Here is a 22,574-nt window from a genome sequence, read left to right as displayed (position 1 = left end):
TTCCGCACGGCAGCAGCACGTACGACACGTCTCGACGGCGCCTACCTCTTCAAAGGCACGAACATGCGGCCCATACCCGGAATGTCTTTGAAGCCGTATTTTCCGTAGAAGGCCCGCGCCCGCTCATCAACCGGATCCACCAGCAGCGCCTTCGCTCCAACTTGGTCGGCCACCATCAGGGAGCGACGCAGCGCATCGCCGAGCAGCGAGGCCCCTAGGCGTTCGCCTTGGAAGCGCTTGTCGACCCCGAGCATGCCCAGCAGGATCGTCGGAATGGCCTCGGGGGTATTGCGGCGGAGCCATCCGCCGCCCACGTCATCGCGCACAACAGAATGGGTGCACAGGGAGTACAGTCCCGCCACTGCACCGTCGCAGCCCACGACATACACCACCGCTGTACCGTTTCTTTCGGCACCATGGGCCCTGTTACGCGCCCATTCATCCACAACAGCCATGCCACAGCAGAAATTGCTCAGATCGTCATCGGCCGTTAACTTGCGGGGTGCCTCGAACGCGCCCATTACTCCCAAACCGCCTTGCGCTCCATAAGCGCCTGGGCCGCAACGGGCATCGGCTGGTCGAGAGCGGCGGCGAACCGATCGAAGGTCTCCGCCGCAAGGCGCGTGGTGGTCTCGCGCTCAACATCGTAGCGAGCCGCCTCAAGCAGGTGATCGAGCGCCCATTGGGTCAGCGTCTTGCCCTGGATGGCCGCTGCCCGCTCAATCTCGCTGCGCTGTTCGTTCGTCAGCCTCATATCGAATCGGCTAACCTTCGCCGCCGTCGCCATGACTTACCTCCATTTCCTCATACCAATGGAACTTCTTTATTGTACGTAATTTTTCCGTACAATTCAAGTCGAAGACATTATGGGCGCGTAAACCCCGCCCCGCGATTCGCCCAATCCCCGCGAACGACGCGAGACGAGCGGGGGCCATGCGCGGCCCTCGCTCCCCTACTCGTGCAGCTGACTTTGGGCCCAGCCGGCGTCGATGGCGGCGTTGCAGCGCTCATCGAGGGTGGCAGCGCATTCCTCGGGGGTCACCTTGCCCATGAGCAGGTCGCGGATGCAGGGATGGAAGGCCTCGCGGACGGCCAGGGTGTCGGGGGTCTCGCCGGTGAAGTCCACCACATTGCCGATGTTGCCGACGAACAGGTCATAGGCGGGAATGGCGTCACCATAGCGCTCCGCCACGCGGTTCGATGCCGGCAGGGCCCCGGCGGCGAAATCGAGCCAGCGATCGCTGCCGTAGACAAAGGAGATGAAGTCCTTCGCCACCTGGACGCGCGCCCCATCACCGTTGTCGAACACTTGGAAGCCCGAAACGAACGTGGTGGCGCAGCCGTCCTCGTCGGGCCCGGGGAAGTTCACAAGCCCCACGGTATCGCCATAGCGGGTGATGGAGGCGTTGTTCACCATATAGATGGCCAGCTGCTCGGCGCGGAACAGGCTGGAACAGTCCTCGATCTCCAGGTTCTCGGCATGGGGCGGGAACCACCCGCGGCCCACCCCCTCCTGAATCCAGCGCAGGGCCGCCACGCCCTCGGGCCGCGAGAGGGCGAAATGCCCCGCCTCGTCGTAGAAGGACGAGCCGGCCGAGCGCAGCAGCGTCATGATGTGGGTATCGCCCTGGGACGAGGCCGCGTACATCATCAGCGGGAATGTGTCCCGGGGCAGCTCGGTGGCCAGGGTATCCAGGATATGGGTCCACTCTTCCAGCGACCAAGCGGCGATGCGCCCCTCGGCGATGAAGCACTCGAGCCCCGCCTGGCGGAACAGCTCCTTGCGATAACCGAGCACGTTCTGCCGCGCCAGATAGGGCATCAGGTACACGCGGCCCTCCACGGTGCTGGCGTCCCACAGGTAATCGGACACGTCGGCGCGCAGGTCGGGCGCGATAATATCGTCCAGCGGCACCACGCGGCCTGTGTGAACATAGGTGGAAATATTGAAGTAGTCGCCGTAGAGCACATCGGGCGCCTTATCGGTATCGAAAGAGCCCGCCACGGCCTCGTCGTACTGGTTCTGCTCGAATACAATGACCTCCACCTTCACGGGGCAGCCCTCGTAGCGGGCCTCGAAATCGGCGGCCATGGCCTCGATGACAGTCTCAACCTGGGTAATGCCCTTGTCGAACACCACGCTGTGACCCGTGCGCGGCACCTTCACCACCAGGTGCACGGGCTCTTCTCTCGGCGCTGCGCAGCCCGGCACCCCCGCCATGGCGCAGGCCCCCAACGCCGTGGCGGCCATAAATCCGCGCCGGGTCAGGGGGCGCTCCATCCAACGGGCACGGCAACGTATCTCGCTCATGAGGCCTCCTTCCGCACGGCTTCCAGCTTCTGGAGCATGAGTCCCACGTTCAGCGGCTTGGGCAGGAAATCGTCCATGCCCGCATCCAGGGCCCGACGGCGATCCTCCTCGAAGGTGGAGGCGGTGCAGGCGAAGATGCGCACCGTGGCCGCGTCGGCGCGAGGCAGATCGCGAATGGCCCGGGCGGCCGCATAGCCGTCCATGACCGGCATCTGGGCGTCCATGAAAATGGCGGCGAAGTGCCCCACCGGCGATGCCCTGAAGGCGGCCACGGCCTCCTCGCCGTTGCAGGCCACCGTGACCGTGAAGCCCTCCTCGGTGAGGATGCTCGCGATGATGTCGGCGTTCAGCTCGTTGTCCTCGGCCACGAGAATCTCCACCGGGCCGCTGGCCGCCGACGCGGCCGTCGCGGCGTCCACCGACTCGCCCGTCGCGGCACCCGCCTCCTCGGTTGCGACAGCTTCCAAGTCCGCAGCGGCGCCCGCTTCCCCGACGACAGCTTCCCCGGCCGCAGCAGCCGCAGGCGCCTCTTCCGCAGAAGCCCCCTCGGCCGCGCCATCGTCGCGGTGGGCCGGATCCAGGGGCAGGGGCAACGTCACCGTGAAGCAGGAGCCCTGGCCCAATGTGCTTTCCACAGTCAGCGTGCCGCCCATCTGCTGCACGAGCAGGTAGCTGATGGACATGCCCAGGCCCGTGCCCTTCTGGGATTCGCTGTTGCTGTTGCGCTCCTGGGTGAACACGTCGAAGATCTGCCGCTGGAATTCCGGCGTCATGCCGCAGCCGGTGTCGGCGACGGCGATGGTCAGCTGGGCATCGCGGCCCGATGCCCCCACGAACTCGCTCGCCGTCAGCGTGATGGTGCCGCCCTCGGGAGTGAACTTCACGGCGTTGGATAGGATGTTCATGAGCACCTGGCTGATGCGCACCTCGTCGCCCACCAGATACGGGCGGCTCACCCCGCCGCAATCCCGCCTGAAGCGAATGCCGCGTACCTCCACGGGCTCGCGCTGCATGGCGCACACGTTCTCGATCATCCCGATCGCGTCGAAGGGCTCGTGGACGAGCGTCACCTTGCCGGCCTGCAGCTTCGACACATCCAGGATGTCGTTCACGAGCGAGAGCAGGTACTGGGCCGTCTTGCCGAGCCGATTCACGTAGCCGGCCATGGCCTCCTTATCGTCGATATGGCGTTCCATCAGGTGGTTCAGGCCGATGATGCCGTTCAAGGGCGTGCGAATCTCGTGGCTCATGTTGGAGAGGAACTCGGTGCGGGCGGCCACCTCGGCCCGGGCGCGCGCCGATTGGCGCACGAAACGCAGGATGAGGGCCACCATGATGCCCACCACCACCAGAGTGGCCGTGAGCATGCCCACAGTGAGCGCCATGAACGGGGCGAAGCGCTGGGCGAATACCTCGGTGGGCACGGCCATGATGAACGACCAGGCGGTACCCTCCACCGGCGCGAAGGACATGACGAGCCGTTCTCCCTCCCCCGTGGCGCAGTTGATGACAAAGCTCTTGCCCTCGGCGATGTTGCGGCGCACGTCCTCGATGGTGACGCCGTCCTCGATGGAGCCGGACTCCAGCATGGCGTAGAAGTTGTCGCGGCCGGCCAGGTCGGTGGCGGGGCTGCCACTGACGATGTAGTAGCCCTCGGCGTCCACCACGCTGGAGACGCCCTGGTCGTCGAAGCTCTCGATAATGAGCTGGTTGGAAATGGCCGACAGGTCGCTGCGACCGAGCAGCCCCACGAAGGTGTGCTCGCCGATGCGCAGGTTATCGAGGTCGACGCCGAAGATGAGCGACTCCTTGGTGGTTTCCCAGCGGCCCATCTCATCGTCGTACAGCGTGGCGAAATGGCCGCGCTCTCCCCTGAGCAGCTCGTCGTAGCTGTGCTCGTCGGCCCCCAGGATCAGATACGAGCTGCTGTAGAGCACCCCTTTGTCATCGATCAGGTACAGGGCGTTGAACAAGTTCGAGGACGCCGCCTCCAAATTCAACTGCTCCTGGGCCTCGTACACGTCGCTTACCCGATACACTTCCATGCGCTTGACCACGGCATCCAGCCGGCCGTAGGCATCGTCCAGGGCCCCCTCGATTGATTCCACATCATGGCGGGAAATCTCGTCCACCGAAGTCATGAGGTTGCTGCTCACCGTGGCCGACAGCTGTGCCAAGTACACGCAGGCCGCCCCCGTGATCAGCAACACCGTTACGGCCACGATGGCGATGTACTTTCCTCGGTTCACGGGCATCCTTTGTCTGGCTGGTGACGTTTTCCCAACGACAGTGTAACACTGAACGGCCCGACGCTCAAAGGACGACCAGGTGGAAGGGGGGAACAGCGGGCCGCCCCCCCCCTGACAGGGAGCGGCCCGCTGAAGCAAATCCGGGGTGAGCACCCCCCCTACCAGGCCGCCTCGATGGCCTTGATGGCGGCGTAGAAGCGCTCGTTCACTGGCGTGGGGATGCCGTGGGCCGCCCCGAGGCGGTTGATGGTGCCGCTGAACAGCTCCACTTCGGTGGGCCGGCGCGCCAGCACATCCTGGCGCAGGCTCGGCATGCCGGCAGGGTTCAGGTGGTCGATGATGTCGAGCCAGTAGGTCACGTCCTCATCGGTCAGCGCCACGCCCTCGGCCCGGCCCACCGCGGCTACCTCCCTCATGGCGCCGATCATGGCCTCGCGGGCCTCGCCCGGGGCGTGGATGCCGCTAAAGCAGCAGTCGTACACTGCGCAGGCCTGGTTCACCCCCACGTTGCAGATGAGCTTGCCCCACAGCTGGTGGCGAATGTCCTCGGGGCAGATGAAGGGCTGGTCGATAGCGGACAGCCACGCGGTCACCCGCGCGAGGTTCGCCTGCTGGGCCGTGCTGTCAACGTCGTGCACGCCCAGGGCCACAACGCCCACGGAGCCGGCCGTGACCTGCGGGCCCACCTTGCGGGAGTCCATCTGCTGGGCCACGCACAGAAGCACCCGGTCCCACCCGAAGCGCTCGGCGAGCACCTCCTCGCTCGTCACGCCGTTGAGCACCGAGATAACTGCGGTGCTCGGCCCCACGAGCGGCGCCGACTGATCGATGGCCTCGGCCAGGGCACCGAACTTCACCGCGTAGAGCACCACGTCGAAGGGCTCGTCGACCGCCCGGGCGGCCGCCTCTCCGTAGGTGAGGTAGGTGGCGGCCACCGGCTCGCCGTTGAAGATAGTGGGCTCGGCGCGGTACGTCGCCGTGCGCGCCTCGTCGGCCACCACGAACACGCCTTCGGCTCCCATGGCCTGGCCGAAGCAGCCGGCGTACATGGCCCCCAGCGACCCGAATCCCACGATAGCGACGCGCTTGACCGTGCCCACGGCCTACTCCCCCGCCTCGTACAGGAAATTGTCGATGAGGCGCGTGCGCCCGATATAGACGGCCATGGCGACCAGGGCCGTCTCGCCGATGGCCTCCACGGGTCGCATAGTCAGGCCGTCCACCACCTCGATGTAGTCGATGCGGGCCAAGGGCTCTTCCTCGATGACGGCGGTCATGAGCCGGCGCAGGGTCGTCCCGTCGCGCTCGCCGGCGGCCACGGCGGCCTCGCCGGCGCGGATGGCCCGGGACAGTACGAGGGCCGCCTGGCGCTCCTCGGGCGAGAGGTAGGCGTTGCGCGAGCTTTTGGCCAGGCCGTCCTCCTCGCGCACGATGGGGCAGCCCACCACGGTCACGTTCATGTTCAGATCGGCCACCATGCGCTTGATGATGGCCAGCTGCTGAGCGTCCTTCTGCCCGAAGAAGGCCTGATCGGGACGCACGATGTTGAACAGCTTCGTCACCACGGTGCACACGCCGCGGAAGTGCCCCGGGCGCGAGGCACCGCACAGGGCGTCGGTCAGCGTCTCCATGACCACGTAGGTGTTGTGGGCCGGCGGATACATCTCCTCGGCCGTGGGATGAAACACCACGTCCACGCCGTGGGCGGCGGCGATGGCGCCGTCGCGCTCGATATCGCGCGGGTAGGCATCGAAGTCCTCACCCGGCCCGAACTGTATCGGGTTCACGAACACCGATACCACCACGCGGTCGCAGGCGGCCCGGGCCGCATCCATCAGGCTCTCGTGGCCGGCGTGCAGCGACCCCATGGTGGGCACGAGCCCCACGGTGAGCCCCTCGGCCTTCCAGGCGGCCACCTGGGCCTTCATGGCGCAGACAGTTTCAACGATCTCCATGGCGGCCTCCTACAGGTTCTCGAGCACGCCGGCCGGAGCGGCGTAGCAGTGCTCGGGGGCGGGGAACGTGCCGTCCTTCACGCAACGGTCGTACTCGGCGTAGGCGCCCTTCATGACATCGCCCACCTCGGCGAAGCGGCGCACGAACTTCGGCGTGAAGTCGGTGAAGGTGCCCAGCATGTCCTGGTTCACGAGCACCTGGCCGTCGCAGCCCGCACCGGCGCCGATACCGATGGTGGGGATGGTCAGCTCGGCCGACACGCGCGCGGCCAGCTCGGCGGGAATGGCCTCCAGCACCACGGCGAAGGCGCCGGCCTCTTCCACGGCATGGGCGTCTTCCAGCAGCTTGCGGGCGGAATCGGCGGTCTTGCCCTGCACCTTGAAGCCGCCCAGCGCATTGATACCCTGGGGCGTGAGCCCGATGTGGGCGCAGACGGGAATCTGGGCGGCCACGATGGCGCGGATGCGGTCGGCCACCTCGGCGCCGCCCTCCAGCTTCACGGCGTTGCCGCGGCCCTCCTTCATAAGGCGGCCGGCGTTCACCACGGCATCGTAGACGCTCGCCTGATAGGACATGAAGGGCATGTCGATGACCACCAGCGCGTTCTTCGCACCGCGGGCCACGGCCGCGCCGTGATGGATCATGTCCTCCATGGTGACCGACACGGTGTCGCCCAGGCCCAGCATCACGTTGCCGAGAGAGTCGCCGACGAGGATGGAATCGATGCCGGCCTCATCCACGAGCCGCGCCGTGGTGTAGTCGTAGGCCGTGATCATCGAGATCTTCTCACCCTTTTGCTTCATGGATAGGAATGTGGAAACCGTAACGCTCATGAGCGCCTCCTTTGCGATCCTGCCGCCCGAGACTCTGCTCCCGGTGCAGCGGTATCCTTCACTGGCGCGTATTATAGGCGCGCGACGGCGGCGCGCATCGCACAATATTGATGATTTCCATCAGCATTGCCCATACTGCTATTCTTGCGATCTATAGCACGGGGAAATCGGCGCGCAAGCTCGGGACAGCGAACGGAAGAGGCTCCGCATGGCCCGCACGGCCTGGCACGAAGCCCACCGACCATGGCCGCGAAAGCCCCTAGGAGGCCAGCTCCTTCAGGACGGCCATCTCGCCATCAGATAGCGGGCGCGCATCGCCCCGGGCAAGGTCGCCCAGATCGAGCGGGCCAAAGGCCTGACGGTGCAGGGCGATCACGGGATGCCCCACCGCATCCAGCATGCGGCGCACCTGGCGGTTGCGCCCCTCGCGCAGGCGCACCTCCACATAGGAGCCCGCACCCTCCAGGGCACGGCGCCCGCGCTTGCCCCCGTGGCGCGCCCCCCGGCCGCTGGCCCCGGCCCCGGTACCGATGAGCCGGGCCGCCCGCTCGCCGTCGGCCCCTTCCAACAAGCGCGCGCCGGCCGGCAGGGTCATGCCGTCGTCCAGGGCAACGCCCTCGCGCAGGCGCGCCAGATCGCGCCCGTCGGGACGGCCTTCCACCAGGGCCAGGTAGGTCTTTTCCACGTGGCGACGGGGATGCAGAAGGCCGTGTCCCAACTCGCCGTCGGTGGTGAACAGCAGGAGCCCCGTGGTGTCGGTGTCCAGGCGTCCCACGGGGAACAGAGACGGATGGACCGCGATCTCCTCGGCCATGAGCGCCGCGGCCGTGGGCCGGCCCGCCGGGTCGCTCATGGTGGTCACGAAGCCGGCCGGCTTGTGCAGCATAAAGGTGACGGTTTCCTCGGGCAGGGTCACCACGGTGCCGTCCACCGCCACCATATCGGCGGCAGGATCGACCTTCGTCCCCATCTCCGTGACGACGACGCCGTTCACTGCCACGCGCCCTTCGGCGATGAGCTCCTCTGCGTGACGTCGCGAGGCCACGCCGGCCCGCGCGAGGAACTTCTGCAGGCGCATCTCAGCCATGGAGGCACCTTGCTTTCGGTTGGGATAACCGCCTCATTTTGGCAACAAACTCCGCCAGGAAGACATCCTCGCGTGTCCTTCGACCGCAAAACCACTGCCCCCGAAGCAACAAGGGCGCATATCCCCTGGTGACGGTTAGCCCAAGTTGACCCTTCACCGAGCCTCCTGTCTTCTTGGCGGAGTTTGTTGCACAAAAGCGCCGCCGAGCGATGCCAACCCTACTCATCGTCGGTCTCGAAGGTGAGGGAGTCGAAGTCGATCTTCTCGACAACGCCCAGGGTGGAGGCGATGGCCTCGGCGAACATGGCCTCGGCCGATCGGCCGCCGGTCGTCGCACCTGCGGGCCGCTCGCCCGCGCTAGCGGCCCCGGTCGCCAACGCTCCCCCGGCCCCCACAGCATCTTCGGCCCCCGCGGCGCTCGCCGGCGCGATGTCCCCATCGTCACGGATCTCGGCCTGGACCGCCGCCAGAGCCGTCGCGGCCGCATCCAATCCCTCGTAGACCTCGCCGTCGAACAACAGCGCCTCGCCGTCGCCGCCGGCCGCGTCCTCCCCCATGAGGGCCCGGGCCATGCCGCGAGCCTGCTCGTCGGACACGGTCGCATCCTCGCGGGTGGCGCTCAGGCGCTCGGTGATGAGCCGGCGCGTCTCCTCGTCGGGGGCGAAGTCGGCCAGATCGGGCAGGTCGGCCGGGCTGCGCAGGCCGAACTTCTCCAGAAAGCCGCGGGTAGTGCCGTACAGGGTGGGGTTGCCCGGCGTGTCGGCGGTGCCCACCTCGCGCACGAGCCCCTTCTCCACCAGGGAGTTGATGGGGCTGTCGGAGTTCACGCCGCGCACCGAGGCCACCCCGGCGCGGGTCACCGGCTGGGTGTAGGCCACGATGGCCAGCGTCTCCATGGCCGCCGCCGACAGCTTGCGGGTGTCCCAGGACAGCACGTACTTCTCGATGAGCTCGTGGTAGGCCGGGTGCGTGAACAGGCGCCACCCGCCGGCCACCTCGCGCAGCTGGATGCCGGAGCCGTCCCGCTCCAGCTTCTCGCGCAGGGCCACCAGGGCCGCCTCCACCGAGCCGGGCGCGCATTCCAGCATCTCGGCCAGGGCGATGGTGCCCACCGGCTCGTCGGTCACGAACAGCATGGCCTCCAGGGCCCCCGCCAGCTGGTGCTCCTGCAATCCCTCGAACATCGTCTATCCCTTCGTTGCTCTTCTGAGCGCGGCCCGCCGAGCAGCGGGGGCGCTCCATTGTTTCCAGCCGGCTCCCACCGCGGTCGGGTGCACCCCTTAGGCCTCGCCCACCGAGGTCAGCGCGTCGTCGCCTTCCAAATGCAGCTCGCCGGAGCCCTCGATGTAATCGATGGCGATGTCGCCGAAGGCCTCGTCCTGCACGAGGTTCACCATCATCCGCTTGTACAGCTCCAGGATGGCCAGAAACGTCACTACAATAACTTCCTTGGGCGTCTCCGGCCCCACCAGCTCCGAGAACCGCATCTTCTTGCGGTTGCGGATGCGCTGGTGAATGGCCCGCACGTGCACTTCCACGGGAATAGGCTTCGCGGCGATGTGCTCGCTTTCCAGCAGAAAAACCTCGCGCCGGGCCAGGGCCGCGGCGGCCTGGTAGGCCAGGGCGTCCACGGTAACCCCGGCCAAAAAGTCGGGCATGAGCCCGAGGAAAGCGGCGTCCGGGCCGAAGGGCCGCGTGTGCATGCGCCCCTCGGCGATGAAACGGTTGTGCAGCACGGCGGCGGCGTTCTTGTACTTCTTGTACTCCATGAGCCGTTCGACCAGGATGTCGCGGGCCTCGGAGGGGGCTAGCTCGGCGAGGTCGTCCTCCAGCTCGTCGCGGTCGCGCGGAATGAGGCTCTGGGCCTTGATCTCCAGCAGCGTGGAGGCCACCAGGAGAAAGTCGCTTGCCACATCCAGATCGAGGCTGTCCATGCGGGACACCTCTTCGAGATACTGGTCGGCGATCTCGGTGATGGAGATGGCGCCGATATCCACCTTCTGACGGCTGACCAAATACAGCAGCAGGTCGAAGGGGCCCTCGAAGCTATCGATGCGAACCTTGTAGGACACGGAAAACCCTTAGGAGAAGAACGGCGGGAACATCAGGCCGAACAGGTTGCCAGCCGTCGCCCCCAGATACCACGAGAACGGGTTGAAGTGGAACACATAGGGCACCACCACCATGGCGATCATGAAGATCGGGAAGGCGTACTGCTGAATCTGGTAGTACTTCGGCAGGTACTTCGCCGGCAGCAGGATGGCGAAGATGGAGGAGCCGTCCAGCGGCGGGATAGGCAGCAGGTTGAAGAACATGAGGTACAGGTTGATAAGCGCGAACGTGGGCAGGAACATCACGTAGAAGTAGGCGAACAGCTCGCTGTTGGCGAAGGCCGGGTTGGCCACAAGCCCCGAGCAGCCCCAGGCCACCGCCGCCGCAAGGGCCGCCATGGCCAGGTTGGCCGCCGGACCCGCCAGGCCCACGATGACGTCGTCGCGGCGCGGGTCCTTGAAGTAGCGCGGGTTGTAGGGCACGGGCTTGGCGTAGCCGAACACCGGCCAGCCCATGAGCATGAGCATGGCGGGCAGGATGACCGTGCCGAAGGGGTCGATGTGCTTCAGCGGGTTCAGCGACAAGCGCCCCGATCGCTTGGCCGTGGGGTCTCCCAGCTTGTAGGCGGCAAAGCCGTGGGCCACCTCGTGGAGCACGAGGGCGGGCACGAAGCTCAAGACCGAGCAGATGATGTATGCGATGTTAACCATAGCCCGACAGTGTAGCGCACCGCGCCCACCCCTGCCCCGCTGCCATGGCGAACCCACAGAAACCGCCGACGAGGGGCGCGAACGACGCAGTTCGACCGCACGCGACCGTGCGGGCCACCACGGCAGGAACAGGGCACCGCCCGCCAAGCAACCCAGATCCCGAAGGCCGCCCTTACAGGAGCGTGGGGAATCCCTGTTGGGCCAGGGCCTCGTAGGCGGCGATGGCCACGGCGTTGGACAGGTTCAGGGAACGGGCGCCCGTGCGCATGGGAATGCGCACGCAGACGTCGGCATAGCGGTCGATGAGCCCCTGATCGAGCCCACGGCTCTCGCGCCCGAACAGCAGGAAGGCATCGGCGCCATAGGCGACGTCGCGGTACCCCCGCGCCCCCTGGCCCGTGAACAGGTGCAGCTCACCGTCACCATGGGCCTCAAGGAACGCCTCCACGCAGGGCCAGCGCACGATATCCACCTCATTCCAGTAGTCGCACCCGGCCCGCTTCAGGTTCTTCTCCGTCGGCCGAAACCCCATGGGCTCCACCAAATGCAGCCGTGCCCCCGTGCAGGCGCACGTGCGCGCGATGTTCCCCGCATTCTGGGGAATCTCCGGTTCCACAAGCACGATGTTCAACATGGCGACTTCTTTCATGATCGGTTAAGCAGGCTCGAGATACGGGATGCCCTGACCGAGCGAGTTCCACAGCGACTGCGACAGTCCAGTGGACTGTCGCACAAAGCGAGGACTGTTTGAGCGAATCAGGGTACCCCGTAGCTCGAGCCGGAGAGAGCGAATTGGAACGCCCTGTGGCTCAGACCGGACGAACCCTACCCCTGCTCCTGCTGGCGGGCCATCTCCGCTTCCAGTTCCTCGGTGAGGGCGAACCACTCCTCCTCGGCGGCCGCCAGCCGTGCCTTCAGTTTGCCGTGCTCGGCGATGGCATCGGAGGAGGCATCCTCGTTCACGTAGAAGTCGGGGTCGGCCATAAGGGCCAGCAGCTCTTCCATGCGGGCGTTGTCCCGCTCCATCTGCTCGTCGAGCTGGGCGATGCGCTTGCGGTGGTTCTTCAGGGCGGCGTAGGCGCGGTTGCGGGCCTCGGCCTCGCGGCGCTTCTGCTCCTTGGTCTTGGGGGCGCTGCCCTTCGGGGCCGTGAGCTGCACCTCGCCCCCGCCCGCCGTACCGGCCGCCGCAGCCCCGCCGCGGGCCGGCGCGGCCCCCGTCGTGGTCGCCGGAGCACTGGCCCCCGGCCCGCCCCCGTTGCGGTCGCGGCGGCGGTTCACGGTGATCTTCGTGGCCGCAGCGCCGCCGGGCGCGCGCTTCTCGGGAGCGCCGGCGCTCCCCTTCCCGTGGATGCCGGCATCGGCCAGGGCCTCGTCCACCAGCGTGCGGTCGGCACTCGCGTCGCCTTCCAGCTGGCCCGATTTGTACAGGTAGTAGTCGTAGTCGCCGTCGTAGTTGGTGATGCGGCCGTCCTTCACCTCCACGATGCGGTTGGCCACCCCGCGGATGAGGTGCCGGTCGTGGGTGATGAACAGGATGGTGCCCTCGAAGTGGCGCAGGGCCTGCTCCAGGATGTCGGCCGAGGAGATGTCCAGGTGGTTCGTGGGCTCGTCCAGGCACAGCAGCGGCTTGGGGGCCACGAGCATCTTCGCCAGGGCCAAGCGTCCCTTCTCACCGCCGGAGAGCACGCCCACCTTCTTCTCCACGGCATCGCCGGTGAACAGGAAGGCGCCGAGCAGGCTGCGCACCTGGGAGATGGACCAACCCGGAGCGGCGTGGTCCAGTTCCTCGAACACGGTATTGCCGGCGTGCAGCTCTTCCAGCTGGTGCTGGGCGTAGTAGGTGAGGTCCACGTTCACGCCGTAGTCGATGGTGCCCCCGTCGGGCCGCTCCACCCCGGCGATCATCTTCAGCAGCGTGGACTTGCCCGCACCGTTGGGGCCCACGAGCGCCACCTTGTCGCCGCGGTACAGGGTGAAATCCACCCCGTCGTAGACCGTGTGGTCGCCGTAGCGCTTCACGAGGTTGCGAGCCCGCACCACCTCGTCGCCGGTGCGCGGCGGCTGCACGAAGTTGAAGTGAACGGTCTTCTTCTCCTCGGGGATGATGGGCAGCGTTTCCTTGATCTTCTCGATGCGGCGCTCGCGCTCCTGAGCCTGCTTGGCCTTGGTGGCCTTATAGCGGAAGCGATCGACGAAGGCCTGGAGGTGCGCGATCTCCTCGAGCTGCTTGGCCCGCTCGGCCCGCAGGCGCTCCAGGCGCTCCTCGCGCATGACGAGGTACTTCGAGTAGTTGCCCTTATAGAGGTTCACCTGGCCGTTGTCGATCTCGGCCACGCGGTCCACCATGTTGTCCATGAAGGCGCGGTCGTGGGACACCACGATGACCGTGCCGGCGTAGCCGCGCAAGAAACCTTCGAGCCACTTCACCGACTCCAAGTCCAGATGGTTGGTGGGCTCGTCGAGCAGCAGCACCTCCGGATTGCGGATGAGCAGCTTCGCGAGCGCGATGCGCATCTGCCAGCCACCGGAGAACTCCGTGGTGGATCGAGCCATGTCCCCCTCAGTGAACCCGAGGCCGAACAGCACGCTGCGCACCTTCGACTCCAGCGAGTAGCCGCCGAGCATCTCGTAGGCATCCCGCGCCCGCCCCACGGCCGCCAGCTGCGCTTCGGTGGGCGCAGGCCCCAGCTCGGCCTCCAGCTTGTGCAGGCGACGTTCGGCCTCAAGCACCTCGGTCTGGGACGAGATGACCTCTTCGAAGACGGGCAAGTTCCCCATCTCGATGGCCTCCTGCTCCAGGTAGCCCACCCGGGCCCCCTTGGCGAACAGCACGCGCCCCTCATCCGGGTCGTCCTCGCCCGATATGATGTTCAAAAGCGTGGTCTTCCCCGCCCCGTTGGGGCCCACGAGCGCCAGCCGATCAAACTCCTCCAACCGGAAGGTGACGTCGTGGAACAGCACGCGGCCGCCGTAGGCCTTGGAAAGATGTTCAGTTTGCAGAATCATGATGGTGCCTTCTGGATGTCATCGTCGAAACGGGGCGACCCGGCGGCCACCCCCATTATTGCCGACTGCATAGTGTAGCACGAAGGGACCCCGGGCCCTAAGCGCGCCCCCGAAGACGGCGCCCAGAGCCTCGAGGAGCTGCTCGACTTGGGGGGTGACTTGGGGGGTGATTGGGGGATAAGGTTGCGATATCATCGGCCCGGAGATACCAAAAGGCCCCTCCGCAGAGGGGCCTGTGAGTTATGGTGGTCGCTACAGGATTTGAACCTGTGACCCCCGCCGTGTGAAGGCGATGCTCTCCCGCTGAGCCAAGCGACCGGATCGTGCGCAACTCACTGAGTGACTTGCGACGGCTAAACATAATACACAGGTTCCGAACATCGCGCAAGGGGTAATCTTGTATACTACCCCTAGATATTCACAATTCCATCGCAAAGGAGAAGAAAGCACCGATGGCGAGCGATATGACCAGCGAGACCTTCCTCGCTTCTAAGAAGATCAGCGACGAGATCAACGCCGATCTGCCCCTGCATCCCGAGAAATATACCATGCTGTCGGGCGACCGTCCCACGGGCCGGTTGCACATGGGCCACTACTTCGGCACCATCAAGGAGCGCGTGGCCCATCAGAACATGGGCATTCGCACGAACATCATCATTGCCGACTACCAGGTCATCACCGACCGCGATACCACGGCCAATATCGCCGACAACGTGCACAACATGGTCATCGATTACCTGGCCTGCGGCGTCGATCCGGAGAAGACCGTCATCTTCACCCATTCGGCCGTGCCGGCCTTAAACCAGCTCATGCTCCCCTTCCTGTCGCTGGTGACCGAGGCCGAGCTGATGCGCAACCCCACGGTGAAGGCCGAGCAGGAGGCCTCAGGCCACGCGCTCACGGGACTGCTTCTCAGCTACCCGGTGCACCAGGCCTGCGACATCCTGTTCTGCAAGGGCAACATCGTGCCCGTGGGCAAAGACCAGCTGCCCCACATCGAGCAGACGCGCCTCATCGCCCGCCGCTTCAACGAGCGCTACGGCCAGATCTTCCCCGAGCCCCACGGTCTTCTGACCGAGGCCGTGGAGATTCCCGGTCTCGACGGCCGCAAGATGTCGAAGAGCTACGGCAACGCCATCGCCCTGTCGGCCACGGAGGAGGAGACGGCCAAGCTCATCAAGAAGTCCCAGACCGATTCCGAGCGCTTCATCACCTTCGACAAGGAGAACCGCCCCGGAGTGTCGGCCCTCCTGACCACCGCGGCACTCACCACGGGCCGCACCGAGGAGGAGATCGCCGCCGAGATCGGCAACGACGGTGCCGGCGCCCTCAAGCGCTACGTGACCGAGGCGGTGAACGGATACCTCGCCCCCATCCGCGAGCGTCGCCGCGAGTTGGAAGGCAAGCCGGAGATGGTGCGCGAGATTCTGTACGAGGGCAACCGCCGCGCCAACGAGATCGCCAACGCCACCCTCGATGAGGTGCGCGAGGCCATGGGCATGGTGTACTAGCGCCCCATCCCTCCCCCCGAACGGCGAAGGCCCGCGAGACGTCTCGCGGGCCTTTTTGCATACGGAACGGGGATGGGGCAAAGGCCAGCGGCCGGAAACGGGGTCGCGGGGCCCAGGTGCACAGCGGCCGAAAATAAGGTCGCGGAGACGCCGCACGATGGCCGCGGGATCGCACGCCAAGCGCACGGTCCCGTGGCGGGACTCCCTACACCGTGTCCTCCAGATCCATCTGCATGAGCTGCACGCTCTCGCGCATGCGCTGGGCATGGGCGCGGGAGAGGCGGCCGTCCTCGTAGGCGTCCTGGATCTGCTCCAGCTCGAAGGCGTAGGCGCGGCGCTTGATGCCGTCGGCCAGATCGTCCACTTTGATGACCGAGGTCACCGATGGCCGGGCGCTGTGGAGGGCCGCCACGGAGCGCTGGTACTCCACGAGCAGCGTGGCCGCGTCCTCGGTGGGCACCTGACTGGAGGCCACAGCCTCTTCCAGGTGCTCAATGGCATAGGTGCGCGTGGCCGTTTGCAGCCAGCGCATATCCTCGGTGCGCTCGGCCAGGGCCGTGTTGCCCGGCAGCTCTCGCAGCACCGCCCGCAGGCCCCGGTGCCACAGGGCCCGGAAGCGGCCGTTCCAGCGCCGCAGGCGCCCGCGGCCGCGCCCATGCTCCAAAAGGCCCATCACCTGCTCGAGGCGGCCCATATAGCGGTAGGCCACCACACCGGACACCACACCGCGCTCCATGAGCTCCATGGCCCGATCGTACTCCCATCCGAGGGCCTTCAAGCGCAGGGCCACGTTGGGCTCGTCCTCGATGCCGTTGTTGGCCTTGATGCGGGACAGGCGATCGTTGTAAGAGCGAATGACAGCCTGGGTCTCGGCGCTGTTCTCCGCGTTCTGCTGAGCCGTGAGCATCTCGATGACCTGGCGCATAATATCCATGGTGGTGGCGGCATCCTGGTCGGCCCGGCGCTGCTCGTCCTCCCCCTCGTCGCGGGCCGGGGCCAAAAGCGGCACCACGAACGTGGCCAACAGCAGCGTGCACACGATCACGCCGCAGGCAAGGAAGATGAGCAGCTCGCGCTGGGGAAAGGGCACGTTGGGCGGCCCGATGACCGCGTAGGTGGGCAGGGAGAACATGATAGACAGCGTGATGGTGCCCTTGGCTCCCGAGAAGGTCGTGATGAGGGCGCTGCGCACATCACGACCCGTGAAGCGACGATGCTGAACACGGCGCACATGGACAAGGTCCATGACGAGCACCCAGAGAAAACGGGTTGCCAGAAGGACGAACGTGAGCCCGAGTACGAGCAGCACCAGGGTGGAGTTCGTGATGCGCACGTTCTCCCAAGTCTCCTGCATAGCCAAAGGCAGCTGGGTGCCCAGCAGCACGAATACGATGCCGTTCAGGGCGTAGGTGAGCACGTGCCACACGCTGCCGGAGACGATGTTCATGCGCGAGACCGACGGCCCGATGACCCCCTTCGGCGACGTGACGTTGATGAGGCCCGCCACCACCACGGCGATGACGCCGGACACATGGCAGACGTTGGCCACCAGGTAGATGAGAAAGGGAATGAGCACCTCGAACAGCACATGGAAGTTGGTGTTCTCCACACCGATGGAGCGGGCGCGACGCACCACCCCGTTGCCGATGAGGCCGAGCACCACGCCGAGTAAGAGGCCGCCGACGAATTCCACGAGGAAGTCCACGCTGGCGTTCACGAGAGAGAACGAGCCGGTGAGCACGGCGGCGATGGCGAACTGGAAGGACACGATGCCCGAGGCGTCGTTCAGCAGCAGTTCCCCCTTGAGCATGGAGGCCTGACGCTTGGGGATGTCCACCGACTTGGACAGGGACGACACGGCCACAGCATCGGTGGGGCCGAGGGCCGCGCCCAGGGCGAAGGCCGCCGCCAGGGGGATGGAGGGCACAAAGGCGTGGAGCAGAAAGCCGATGACGAGGGTAGTGGCCACCACGAGCCCGATGGCCAGGGACAGCACCGGCTGGCGCTCGCGCCAGAGGGCCTGCTTGTCGGCGTGCTTCGCCTCGTCGTAGAGCAGAGGCGCGATGAACATGACTAAGAAGAGCTCGGGATCGAGAGTGACCTTCACATCGCCGCCGGCCACGAGCGCGATGACGAGCCCGATGGCGATCTGGATGAGGGGCAGCGATATGCGGGGAATGATCTGATCAACAAGGGAGGACGCCAGCACGGCGGCAAGCAAGAGCAGGCCGAGGGTCAGGGCTTCCACAGACGCATCTCCTTCGGAACGCAGGTTGACGGGAGTACGCTATTGTAAAACATGGACGGGCGCCCTTTCCAGCGAAAGGGCGCCCGCACTCGGCAAACCAACAAGACCGGGGGTCGCTGCGCCGCCTACTTCGCGAGACGGATACGGAGGTTGCGGCCGCTCTGCTCAAGGTCGTAGTCCCCGATGGCGGCCATGTACTGGCGCATCTGGGCGTAACCGAGGTCGCGCACCTTGAAGTCCTTGAAGCGGGCCCGCAGGCGGTCGGTGATGGTGGAGAGCATGATGCCCCCCTCCCCACCCTCGACCACCATCTGGCGGATGTAGCCCTCCGGCGTGTCGGCCGCCGGCTGGGACGCCCCCCTCTTCGCCGGCGATTTCCGCGCGCGCTTCTTCGGCTGGGCGGCCTCGCGCGCCTCCAGAGAAGCCTCGGCTGCGGAAGCCTCGGCGATCGGCTCGGCCGGCGCGGCCTCGGCCTCAGCCGGGCGAGCGGCCGTCGTGCGGCGGGCGCGGCGCTTCGGCTGGGCCGCGGGCGCCTCGTCGGCAGCGGCGGTCTCAGCTGCGGAAGCCTCGGCGGCCTCAGGGGCCTCCGCAGGCGCCGCGGCCTCCGTGGACGCGGCGGCCGGGGCGGCCTTCTTCCGGGAGCGGCGCGGCTTTGCGGGCGCCGCCTGCGCGGGAGCCGGGGCCGGCTCGGCATCGGCCGGCGCAGCCTCTGCGGGCGCGGAAGCCTGAGCGGCCTCGGCCCGGGCCTTGCGCTCGGCGCGGGCCCGGCGGCCCGGCTTCGTGTCGCGCGGGGGCTCCGGCACGGCCTCTTCCCCAGCGGCCGCCGGGGCCTCCTCGGCCGGTGCGGCGCCCTTCGCGGGCTCCTCGGGAGCAGCTTCGCCGGCGCCCTCGGCCGGACGGGCCGCCGCCTTGCGGCGGGAGCGGCGCTTCGGCTGGGGCTCGGCGGCCTCGACCGGAACGGCCTGCGGGCCCTCAGCGCCCTTCGCGGGTTCCTCGGGAGCAGCCTCATCGGCGCCCTCGGCCTCGACGGCGGCCTGAGTGGTCACCCGGCGCGTGCCGCGGTGATTGCGGCCGCGGGCCGGCTTCTCAGCCTTCTCGGCCTTGTCGGCCGACTCCGCCGCCTCGGTCTTCCCCTCGCCGGCGGCCTCCGCCTCCTCAGCAGCGGCCTTCCCCCGGGTGGAGACCTTCTCCTCGCTCGCGGTGCCCTTCTCCCGAGAGGTGCCCTTGTCCTTGGACGGGCGCGCGGGCTTCTCCTCGCCGCCCTCGGCCAGCTCCACGGTGACCGAGCTGTGGTCCTTGGTGATGTTCACGCGCGTGAACTCCTCCAGCAGCTTCGAGAGCAGGTTGGTGCCGTAGCTGCGCACGTCGAAGTCGGGGTAGCGCTTCTGCAGGCGGCTGCCGATCTCGCCAAGACCGGTGGCCTTCCCGTTGTTCTGGTTGTCGGTGATGATATCCACCACGGCCTGTTCCACGGCGTCCTTGGGCACGGCGCTGCCGTTGCCTCCGCCTGAGCCGCCGGAGCGCTCGCGCTTGTTCTGTATGAGCAGCTCCAAGGTAGTGAACACATCGCAGGCGCGACGGAAGGGCACCGGGGTCTTCTTCTCCCCCATGCCGATGACGGTGCGCCCGCTCTCGCGCAGGCGGCTGGCCAGGCGCGTGAAGTCGGAGTCGCTCGACACGAGGCAGAATCCGTCCACGTTGTCGGTGTACAGCAGGTCCATGGCGTCGATGATCATGGCCGAGTCAGTGGCGTTCTTGCCCTGGGTGTAGCCGAACTGCTGGATGGGGGTGATGGAGTTCTCCAGCAGGGCGTCCTTCCACTTGGAGTGGAGGGTGAGCGTCCAGTCGCCGTAGATGCGCTTGATGGTGACGGTGCCGTACTTCGACAGCTCGTTCAGGATGGGCTTGATGTAGCGGGCCGACACGTTGTCGGCATCGATGAGCAGCGCGAAGCGCTTGTCGGAAGTCTCGCTGAGTGGTTTGGTTTCCATAATGGGAGCCTTACATGAAAAGAACTCCCGAGCGGGAGTTCGATGTTTCAAAATGGTGCTCCGTGAAGGACTCGAACCTTCGACCTTGGGATTAAGAGTCCCCTGCTCTACCAACTAAGCTAACGGAGCACATCGTGCCTGCGCAAAGCGCTTGAATATTTTAGATCATTGCGAAGTTTTATGCAAGACCTAATTTTTCAAGCGCGCTGGGGTGGATGATGGGACTCGAACCCACGATCTCCAGAGCCACAATCTGGCGCCTTAGCCAACTAGGCCACACCCACCATTTCGCGCAAGGCTGAATTATAGGCGTATCCGTTTGTTTGCGCAAGACCTAATTTTTCTCGACCGTTCCCGCCAGATCTCGTACCACTTCCCCGCCGAGAATGAGGCCGGCCACCGAGGGCACGAAGGCCACGGAGCCAGGGGCCGGACGGCTGCCGTCCTTGATGGCCTCGGGGGTGGCGGCAGGGGCGCGGGGCGGCTCGGTGGAGTAGACCACCTTCAGGCCGTCGATGCCCCGGCGGCGCAGCTCCCGGCGCATGACCCGGGCCAGGGGGTCCACCGAGGTCTCGTAGATGTCGGCCACGCGGAAGGCCGTGGGGTCCAACTTGTTGCCGGCCCCCATGGACGACATGATGGGAGTGCCCGCGGCCCGGGCCGCCTCCACGAGCGCGATCTTGGCGCTCACCGTGTCCACGGCGTCGATCACGTAATCGTAGGCGGAAAAGTCGAAGGCGCCGGCCGTCTCGGGCAGGAAGAAGCAGCGATGGGCCCGCACGGTGCAGCCCGGGTTGATGGAGGCCACGCGCTCGGCGGCCACCTCCACCTTGGGACGACCCACGGCCGGCAGCGTGGCGATGATCTGCCGATTGAGATTGGTGGGATCCACCGTGTCGCTGTCGATGAGATCGAGGGCGCCCACGCCGCTGCGGGCCAGGGCCTCCACGGCGAAGCCCCCCACGCCCCCCACGCCGAACACGGCCACGCGGGACGCGGCCAGGCGCGCCAGGCCCTCGTCGCCGAGCAACAGGCGGGTGCGGGCGAATATATCGACGGGCTCGCCGCCGCAATGCTGGTCCACTTCGGCTCCTTCCGCTGGACAACCCTTGAGCTCGGGCCATTTTATCGCAGGTTCTGCGCTACGGGGGCCCGCGGGCCGTGGTAGGCTTAGGAGGAAAGGAGAAACCATGGACCACCGCCTACTCCCCCGCCGCCTGGGACTGCTGCTGGCCGCCGCCCTGCTGGCCCTGGCCTGCGCCCTTCCCGGTTGCGGCAGCGCCGACGAGAGCGAGACCCCGGCTGCCCCCGCCGCCCCCGACACGCCGGCTGCGGCGACACCGGAATCGGAGCCGGACGAGGCGGCCGAAGCATCCCTGCCCGAGACGACCGCCGAGCCCGATGCTGCCCCCGAGGCCGCCGGCGCCCCGGACACCCCGGCCTACCACGACCTGCCCGCTTACGACGGCAGCCCCTACGTCTATGTGAACGACGGGGAGCCCACCTTCACCGGCGAGGAGCGCGCGGCGGCCGCGGGCACCGAGTTCTACGGCGAGCTGGACGCACTCGGGCGCTGCACCACCACCTTCGCCGTGGTGGGCGTCGAGACCATGCCCACTGAGGAGCGGGGCTCCATCGGCGAGGTGAGGCCCACGGGCTGGAAGATGGGCAAGTACGACTTCGTGGACGGGAAGTACCTCTACAACCGCTGCCATCTCCTCGGCTTCCAGCTGACCGGCGAGAACGCCAACGTGTGCAACCTCATCACCGGCACCCGGTACATGAACGTGGACGGCATGCTGCCCTTCGAGAACGCCGTGGCCGACTACATCCACGCCACGGGCAACCACGTGCTCATGCGCGTGACCCCGGTCTTCGACGGCGACGATCTGGTGGCCCGCGGAGTGCACATGATGGCCGAGTCGGTGGAGGACGGCGGCGACGGCGTGGCCTTCAACGTGTTCGTCTACAACGTGCAGCCCGGCGTGGTCATCGACTACCGCACCGGCGAGAACATGGCCGCCGAGGACGCCACGCCCCTGCCCGCCGTATCCGGCGACGGGGCCGAGGCCTCCTCGGGCGACGGTGCCGGTCCTCAGGGCTCTGCCGATGGCGGCACGGCCCTCTCCGACAGCGGCGCGGGCACCGACAAGGGCACGACCGAGTACGTGCTGAACACCAACTCCAAGAAGTTCCACGTGCCCAGCTGCTCCTCGGTAGATCAGATGAGCGCCAAGAACCGCCAGGACGTGGAAGACACCCGCGAGAACATCATCGCCCGCGGCTTCGACCCCTGCAAGCGCTGCAACCCCTAGGGGCACGGCGCGGGGCCGGCCGATGAGCACGGCGTCGCTGGCGCACGCCCGGCCGCCGAGCCCAACACCGCCGGCGGCACCAGGGCCCCGGGCCGCTATCGCCCGGCATCTGCCCCCGTCGCCAGCGCCCGGCACCACCGGCGCCATCGCTCCCCTTCCCCGCCCCCGAACGCCAAAAGGCCCCCGCCATCGCTGACGGGGGCCTTCTCATGTCGTGGTAGGCCCGCCCGGATTCGAACCGAGAACCAAGGGATTATGAGTCCCCTGCTCCACCGTTGAGCTACAGGCCCGTGGACGCTGGCTAT

Annotated in this window: 18 protein-coding genes and 4 tRNA genes; 2 read left to right on the top strand and 20 right to left on the bottom strand. The window is 66.9% G+C overall.

Features of this window, described 5'->3' with window-relative positions:
• Positions 1 to 41 precede the first annotated feature (41 nt).
• The 14 genes from ACTOXK_RS04425 to ACTOXK_RS04360 form a co-directional block, all read right to left on the bottom strand.
• Positions 42 to 521, bottom strand: a complete 480-nt coding sequence (locus ACTOXK_RS04425; protein WP_482277847.1) for a GNAT family N-acetyltransferase — start codon at positions 519 to 521, stop codon at positions 42 to 44.
• Complete coding sequence (locus ACTOXK_RS04420) at positions 521 to 754, bottom strand: type II toxin-antitoxin system TacA family antitoxin (RefSeq protein ID WP_482277846.1); 234 nt, start codon at positions 752 to 754, stop codon at positions 521 to 523. Before ACTOXK_RS04420 ends, ACTOXK_RS04425 begins: the two co-directional genes overlap by 1 nt.
• Positions 755 to 952: 198 nt before the next feature.
• On the bottom strand, positions 953 to 2,311 hold the full coding sequence (locus ACTOXK_RS04415; protein WP_482277845.1) for an ABC transporter substrate-binding protein: 1,359 nt from the start codon (positions 2,309 to 2,311) through the stop codon (positions 953 to 955).
• Positions 2,308 to 4,560 carry an ATP-binding protein gene (locus ACTOXK_RS04410; RefSeq protein WP_482279857.1) on the bottom strand — a complete coding sequence of 751 codons (2,253 nt, stop codon included), beginning with the start codon at positions 4,558 to 4,560 and terminating at the stop codon, positions 2,308 to 2,310. Before ACTOXK_RS04410 ends, ACTOXK_RS04415 begins: the two co-directional genes overlap by 4 nt.
• A 158-nt stretch (positions 4,561 to 4,718) precedes the next feature.
• Positions 4,719 to 5,660, bottom strand: a complete 942-nt coding sequence (locus ACTOXK_RS04405; protein WP_482277843.1) for a ketopantoate reductase family protein — start codon at positions 5,658 to 5,660, stop codon at positions 4,719 to 4,721.
• A 3-nt stretch (positions 5,661 to 5,663) separates the two neighbouring features.
• Positions 5,664 to 6,515, bottom strand: coding sequence for a pantoate--beta-alanine ligase (gene panC, locus ACTOXK_RS04400; RefSeq protein WP_482277842.1), 852 nt, complete (start codon positions 6,513 to 6,515; stop codon positions 5,664 to 5,666).
• Positions 6,516 to 6,524: 9 nt separating this feature from the next.
• Positions 6,525 to 7,349 (bottom strand): 3-methyl-2-oxobutanoate hydroxymethyltransferase, encoded by an 825-nt coding sequence (panB, locus tag ACTOXK_RS04395; protein WP_482277841.1) that lies wholly within the window; start codon positions 7,347 to 7,349, stop codon positions 6,525 to 6,527.
• A gap of 259 nt (positions 7,350 to 7,608) precedes the next feature.
• The gene (locus ACTOXK_RS04390) at positions 7,609 to 8,436 is read right to left on the bottom strand and encodes a pseudouridine synthase (RefSeq protein ID WP_482277840.1); all 828 of its coding nucleotides are present in this window, start codon (positions 8,434 to 8,436) and stop codon (positions 7,609 to 7,611) included.
• Positions 8,437 to 8,654: 218 nt separating this feature from the next.
• Positions 8,655 to 9,620 carry an SMC-Scp complex subunit ScpB gene (gene scpB / locus ACTOXK_RS04385; RefSeq protein WP_482277839.1) on the bottom strand — a complete coding sequence of 322 codons (966 nt, stop codon included), beginning with the start codon at positions 9,618 to 9,620 and terminating at the stop codon, positions 8,655 to 8,657.
• 96 nt (positions 9,621 to 9,716) lie between these two features.
• The gene (locus ACTOXK_RS04380; RefSeq protein ID WP_482277838.1) at positions 9,717 to 10,508 is read right to left on the bottom strand and encodes a segregation and condensation protein A; all 792 of its coding nucleotides are present in this window, start codon (positions 10,506 to 10,508) and stop codon (positions 9,717 to 9,719) included.
• Between the two features lie 9 nt (positions 10,509 to 10,517).
• Entirely contained in the window at positions 10,518 to 11,198 is a 681-nt protein-coding gene (locus ACTOXK_RS04375) for a site-2 protease family protein (RefSeq protein ID WP_482277837.1), read from the bottom strand.
• Positions 11,199 to 11,370: 172 nt separating this feature from the next.
• Positions 11,371 to 11,832 carry a tRNA (cytidine(34)-2'-O)-methyltransferase gene (locus tag ACTOXK_RS04370; protein ID WP_482277836.1) on the bottom strand — a complete coding sequence of 154 codons (462 nt, stop codon included), beginning with the start codon at positions 11,830 to 11,832 and terminating at the stop codon, positions 11,371 to 11,373.
• 191 nt (positions 11,833 to 12,023) lie between these two features.
• Positions 12,024 to 14,204: an ABC-F family ATP-binding cassette domain-containing protein gene (locus tag ACTOXK_RS04365; RefSeq protein ID WP_482277835.1), complete on the bottom strand. Its 2,181-nt coding sequence runs from the start codon at positions 14,202 to 14,204 to the stop codon at positions 12,024 to 12,026.
• A gap of 243 nt (positions 14,205 to 14,447) precedes the next feature.
• Positions 14,448 to 14,522, bottom strand: a tRNA-Val gene (locus ACTOXK_RS04360).
• 134 nt (positions 14,523 to 14,656) lie between these two features.
• On the opposite strand from ACTOXK_RS04360, the gene trpS reads away from it, so the two are divergent.
• Complete coding sequence (trpS, locus tag ACTOXK_RS04355) at positions 14,657 to 15,715, top strand: tryptophan--tRNA ligase (RefSeq protein WP_482279856.1); 1,059 nt, start codon at positions 14,657 to 14,659, stop codon at positions 15,713 to 15,715.
• 205 nt (positions 15,716 to 15,920) lie between these two features.
• On the opposite strand, the gene ACTOXK_RS04350 is transcribed toward trpS, so the two are convergent.
• The 5 genes from ACTOXK_RS04350 to ACTOXK_RS04330 form a co-directional block, all read right to left on the bottom strand.
• Positions 15,921 to 17,963 carry a Na+/H+ antiporter gene (locus tag ACTOXK_RS04350; protein ID WP_482277833.1) on the bottom strand — a complete coding sequence of 681 codons (2,043 nt, stop codon included), beginning with the start codon at positions 17,961 to 17,963 and terminating at the stop codon, positions 15,921 to 15,923.
• A gap of 125 nt (positions 17,964 to 18,088) precedes the next feature.
• Positions 18,089 to 19,954 (bottom strand): NYN domain-containing protein, encoded by a 1,866-nt coding sequence (locus ACTOXK_RS04345; RefSeq protein WP_482277832.1) that lies wholly within the window; start codon positions 19,952 to 19,954, stop codon positions 18,089 to 18,091.
• A 53-nt stretch (positions 19,955 to 20,007) separates the two neighbouring features.
• Positions 20,008 to 20,083, bottom strand: a tRNA-Lys gene (locus ACTOXK_RS04340).
• Between the two features lie 78 nt (positions 20,084 to 20,161).
• Positions 20,162 to 20,238 (bottom strand) — tRNA-His (locus ACTOXK_RS04335).
• Between the two features lie 50 nt (positions 20,239 to 20,288).
• The gene (locus ACTOXK_RS04330) at positions 20,289 to 21,038 is read right to left on the bottom strand and encodes a tRNA threonylcarbamoyladenosine dehydratase (RefSeq protein ID WP_482277831.1); all 750 of its coding nucleotides are present in this window, start codon (positions 21,036 to 21,038) and stop codon (positions 20,289 to 20,291) included.
• A gap of 106 nt (positions 21,039 to 21,144) precedes the next feature.
• On the opposite strand from ACTOXK_RS04330, the gene ACTOXK_RS04325 reads away from it, so the two are divergent.
• Positions 21,145 to 22,269, top strand: a complete 1,125-nt coding sequence (locus tag ACTOXK_RS04325) for a DNA/RNA non-specific endonuclease (RefSeq protein ID WP_482277830.1) — start codon at positions 21,145 to 21,147, stop codon at positions 22,267 to 22,269.
• Between the two features lie 215 nt (positions 22,270 to 22,484).
• On the opposite strand, the gene ACTOXK_RS04320 is transcribed toward ACTOXK_RS04325, so the two are convergent.
• Positions 22,485 to 22,559: transfer RNA gene (locus tag ACTOXK_RS04320), tRNA-Ile, on the bottom strand.
• Between the last annotated feature and the right edge of the window lie 15 nt (positions 22,560 to 22,574).

The organism is Adlercreutzia sp., assembly GCF_056795635.1.
The sequence above is the reverse complement of the archived record's forward strand: the minus strand, read 5'-3'. Positions and strand labels throughout refer to the sequence as shown.

Bases quoted from the DNA above. Each gene is read 5' to 3' on its own strand.
- trpS (WP_482279856.1), top strand. From the start codon at position 14,657: ATGGCGAGCGATATGACCAGCGAGACCTTCCTCGCTTCTAAGAAGATC.
- ACTOXK_RS04345 (WP_482277832.1), bottom strand. From the start codon at position 19,954: ATGGAAACCAAACCACTCAGCGAGACTTCCGACAAGCGCTTCGCGCTG.
- scpB (WP_482277839.1), bottom strand. From the start codon at position 9,620: ATGTTCGAGGGATTGCAGGAGCACCAGCTGGCGGGGGCCCTGGAGGCC.
- panC (WP_482277842.1), bottom strand. From the start codon at position 6,515: ATGGAGATCGTTGAAACTGTCTGCGCCATGAAGGCCCAGGTGGCCGCC.
- ACTOXK_RS04375 (WP_482277837.1), bottom strand. From the start codon at position 11,198: ATGGTTAACATCGCATACATCATCTGCTCGGTCTTGAGCTTCGTGCCC.
- ACTOXK_RS04425 (WP_482277847.1), bottom strand. From the start codon at position 521: ATGGGCGCGTTCGAGGCACCCCGCAAGTTAACGGCCGATGACGATCTG.
- ACTOXK_RS04415 (WP_482277845.1), bottom strand. From the start codon at position 2,311: ATGAGCGAGATACGTTGCCGTGCCCGTTGGATGGAGCGCCCCCTGACC.
- ACTOXK_RS04420 (WP_482277846.1), bottom strand. From the start codon at position 754: ATGAGGCTGACGAACGAACAGCGCAGCGAGATTGAGCGGGCAGCGGCC.
- ACTOXK_RS04325 (WP_482277830.1), top strand. From the start codon at position 21,145: ATGGACCACCGCCTACTCCCCCGCCGCCTGGGACTGCTGCTGGCCGCC.
- ACTOXK_RS04365 (WP_482277835.1), bottom strand. From the start codon at position 14,204: ATGATTCTGCAAACTGAACATCTTTCCAAGGCCTACGGCGGCCGCGTG.
- panB (WP_482277841.1), bottom strand. From the start codon at position 7,349: ATGAGCGTTACGGTTTCCACATTCCTATCCATGAAGCAAAAGGGTGAG.
- ACTOXK_RS04390 (WP_482277840.1), bottom strand. From the start codon at position 8,436: ATGGCTGAGATGCGCCTGCAGAAGTTCCTCGCGCGGGCCGGCGTGGCC.
- ACTOXK_RS04370 (WP_482277836.1), bottom strand. From the start codon at position 11,832: ATGTTGAACATCGTGCTTGTGGAACCGGAGATTCCCCAGAATGCGGGG.